The organism is Photobacterium sp. WH24 (assembly GCF_019204055.1).
GTDB lineage: Bacteria > Pseudomonadota > Gammaproteobacteria > Enterobacterales > Vibrionaceae > Photobacterium > Photobacterium arenosum.
The window spans coordinates 1-776 of sequence record NZ_JAGSOZ010000060.1 but is presented as its reverse complement, the minus strand read 5'-3'; the positions used below and the strand labels follow the sequence as shown (position 1 = coordinate 776).

Sequence of the window (776 nt, the reverse complement as noted above, 5' to 3'; positions counted from 1 at the left end):
TAATACCATTCTGGAAAATTAACTGGTCAGGTCAATCCATTGCCGCGAGCACATCTTTTTGACTCGCTGAGTGCATTGCAGAAATTGGTTCCATGCCGCGCAAACCTTATCAACAATATCGTCATAATCTCTGAAACTTTGATTGGCTAAACAGCGTTGTCTTAACCAACTCCATACCTGCTCTATCGGGTTAAGCTCAGGAGAATAGGGAGGCAGTTTGATGATGCTGATATTCTCAAATGGATTCGCGATGTCATCAGTATGCCATCCCGCACCATCCATGATCACGACGGCATGTCGGTCTTTTTCTGTCACGCTTGAGATTTGCCTGAGGTGTTCGATCATGATTTCTTTATTGACCCAAGGAACAACAATCGCTTCACCGATTCCTCGGCTTGGGCAAACAGAGCCAAACAAATAGGCGTAATCGAATTGCTGCTGCCGAACCGCTCTGGGACGTGTTCCACGCGGTGCCCAAAGCCGTGTCGTCGTATTCTGCTGGCCAAATCTGGCTTCATCCTGGAACCAGACATCCACTTGCTCAAGGCTGATATGGCCCGGGATGTTACGGATCGTTTCCAGTAGGAAGTTTTTTAAAAGCTTCTTGCGTTGCTTGGCATTGTTTAGGGTGTTTTGAGCGGGATGTTATCCATGAAAATCCCATATGATCGAGCAAATAGTAAATGGAATCAGGGTGATAGTGTTTATCAAACTTATGGACAATATATGCATGGATATCGGCACCCGTGAGTCTACCGCCTTGCGGGTTATGAGCT

At 46.4% G+C, this 776-nt stretch carries 1 pseudogene; it reads right to left on the bottom strand.

What is annotated here, in order from left to right:
- Positions 1 to 18: 18 nt before the first annotated feature.
- A pseudogene (locus tag KCG43_RS21320) lies at positions 19 to 776 on the bottom strand (IS630 family transposase); the annotation flags it as partial.